We start from the raw sequence: 2,825 nt of genomic DNA, 5'->3' as shown, positions 1-2,825 counted from the left end.
GCGGCGTCGGCGGCAGCCGCGGCGTCGGCGGCGACCGCGGCGGCACCGTCGCGCCGCTCGGAGGCGGCGGCGAGCGTGGAGCGGTGGGCGACGTAGTCGGCGCGGGCGGCCTCGAGCCGGTCCGTAGCATCCCGCGCGGCCGCCGCGGCGGCGGCCAGCGCGGCGTCGCCCCCGCCCCCACGCAGCGCGGTCACGGGGTTGCCGCACACGGGGCAGTGCTCGCCCACGTGAACGTGAGAGCGCACGGCGGCCACGGCGTCGGCCAGCGTGGCGGCCTGGAGGGCGGCCTGGCGCCGCTCGGCTTCCTCCTTGAGGGCCTTGCCCTCCTCCGCTCGCCGCGCCAGCTCCCGTTCGGCGCGTTCCGCCGCCGCCCTGGCGTCGGCCTCCTCGCGCCGGGCCCGCTCGGCGCGGCGCCTGGCCTGCGCCTCGGCGGCCGTCGCCCGCTCGAGCTCCGGCAGCTGGCCCTCGGCCACCTGCCAGCGCGCCCACTCGGCCTCGTCGAGCCAGCGCGGGGCGGCGGCGCCGTCGGCATCACCGGGCGCGCCGCCGCCAACGCGTTGGAGCGTGGCGAGCGCCGGCACCAGGCCCTGCAGCGCGTCTAGCTCCCGCTCGGCGCGGGGCCGCCTCTCGTCGCCGGCGGCCGCCACGGCGCGGTGATCGGCCGCGGCGCGGGTGGCGGCCGCCGCCTTGTCGGCCGCGAGCGCGGCAGCGGCATCCGCCTCGGCCGCCGCCCGCTCGGCGCGCGCGGCGGCCGCCTCGTGCGCCTGCCGGACGGGTTCGAGGGCCAACGCCCGCCTGCCGGCCTCGAGCTCCCGCCGCGCCGCCGCCACGCCGGCGGCCGCCCCCTCCAGCGCCGCCGCCCGCGCCGCCAGCGCCGCCAGCACGCCGACCACGCGCGCGTGGTCGCGCGCCACCACGAGGCGCGCCTCCAGGTCGGTCACCCGCTCCTCGAGGCCGCTCGCCTCGGCCCGCAGCTCGTCGCGCCTGTCGGTCAGCTCGCGGGCCGCGGCGGCCGTCGCGTCCGCGTAGTCCTCCTCGAGGCGGCGCTCCAGCCCGCCGGCTTGGGCCTCGGCATCGCGCGCCAGGCGCCCGGCAAGCTCGCGCACGCGCTCGACCCGGTCGAGGCCCAAGAGCGCCACGAGGAGCCGGCGCCGCTCGGCGGCGTCGCCGCGCAGGAACTCGTCGAAGGCGCCCTGCGGCAGCAGCACCGCGCGCGTGAAGCCGGCGTAGTCGAGGCCGACGATCTCCTCGATGGCGCGGTTGGCGTCGCGCACCCGCTCGCTCTCCGGCAGTTGGCGCCAGGCGCCCGCGCCGTCCTCGGCCCGCTCGACGCGCACCTCCGTCGTGACGCCGCCGGCGCGCCGTTGCGCGGCGCGCGTGACGCGGTAGACGCCCCGCGCGGCGCGGAAGGTGAGCTGCACGTGCATGGCCGTCGCGCCGGGGGTGAGGAGCGACTCGAGGCCCCTCGCGCCAAGGCGGGGCGTCTGCCCGTAGAGGGCGTAGGTGATGGCGTCGAGGAGCGTCGACTTGCCGGCGCCTGTCGGGCCGGTGACGGCGAACAGCTCGGCCTCCGCGCCGCCCCACCTCACGCGCGCGAGGCGGCGGTAGCAGGTGAACCCCTCGAGCTGGAGCTCCAGGGGCGTCACGCGCCGACCTCCTCCTCGAGGGTCCTGAAGAGCGGCACGAGCTCCGCCTCCCCCGCCCCGCCCCGCTCGCTCCTGAGGTAGTCGCGGTAGCTGTCGGCGAGCGACAGCGCCGAGAGGTCGAGCGGCGCCTCGTCCGCGGCGTCCTCGCCCGGCAGCCGCTGCTCTACGACGAGCAGGTTGGGGATCGTCTGCTGCAGGCGCTCCTTGAGGCCGGGCCGCGGGCGCTGCAGGCGCACCACGAGCTTGAGCCAGCCCGGGAAGCTCGCCAGGTCGAGCGCGCGCCGGTCGAGCTCATCCTCCGCCACCACCACGCGCGCCAGCTTCTTGCCGGCGCTCAGCTCGTGCAGGCGGTACTCGGCCGGCCGGCCGGCCGCCAGCTCGGCCACCACGACGCTCTTGCCGTCGCCGGCCTCGCCGAAGTCGAGCTGCAGGAGGCTGCCGGGGTAGCGCGCCTTGTTCTCGGCGAGGCCCTGCACGCCCTGCGGCTTGTGGATGTGCCCCAGCGCCGCGTACGACACCACGTCGGGCACCACGGAGGCGGGCACCGTGTAGGAGTTGGTGCTGTGGAAGACGTACTCCGAGTTGGCGAGCGTGGCCCCCTCGAAGGTGGTGTGCATGAGCAGCAGGTTGACGTGGGCGGGGGTCATGGCGCCAGTGAGGTTGTCGACGAGCTTGCGCATGACGCCGCGGTAGTGGTCGACCTGCTCGCCGGGCGCCTTCTCGATGACGTCGCCGGCGGCGAGCATGCGCCGCTCCGACAGGAACGGCAGGGCGGCCACCCTGACGCGTTCGGCGCCGAGCGTGAGCTCGAAGGCGCCCCCGCCGCCGGCGGGCCGGAAGGCGCCCACCACGTGGACGCCCGCCAGCCCGAGCAGGTCGCCAACCGCGTCGAGCCGCTGCGGCGAGTCGTGGTTGCCGGCGATGACCACGCTGGGGATGCCGGCGCGGGAGATGTCGAGGAAGAACTCGTAGACGGCGTCCTCGGCGGCGGCGCTGGGGTTGCGGTTGTCGTAGACGTCGCCCGCCACGACCACGAGGTCGACCGCCTCCTGCTTGGCCAGCTCGGCGACCTCGCCCAGCGCCTCGCGCACCTCCGGGGTCCGGTCGACGCCGTGGAGGCTCCGGCCGGCGTGCCAGTCGGCGGTGTGCAGCAGCTTCATGTGGGCAAGTGTAAGCGGG

Annotated in this window: 2 protein-coding genes; both read right to left on the bottom strand. The window is 77.4% G+C overall.

All coding sequences use genetic code 11. From position 1 onward, the window contains the following. On the bottom strand, nucleotides 1-1,646 hold a 1,646-nt coding region (locus H3C53_12350; GenBank protein MBW7917455.1), incomplete at its 3' end, for an SMC family ATPase. Continuing rightward, the coding region (locus tag H3C53_12345; GenBank protein MBW7917454.1) for an exonuclease SbcCD subunit D at nucleotides 1,643-2,825 on the bottom strand (1,183 nt) is incomplete at its 5' end. The genes H3C53_12345 and H3C53_12350, both read right to left, overlap by 4 nt.

The sequence above is a fragment of the Trueperaceae bacterium genome (assembly GCA_019454765.1).
Taxonomy (GTDB): Bacteria; Deinococcota; Deinococci; order Deinococcales; family Trueperaceae; genus JAAYYF01.
Note: the sequence above shows the minus strand (reverse complement) of the source record. Positions and strands in the feature narration are given on the sequence as shown.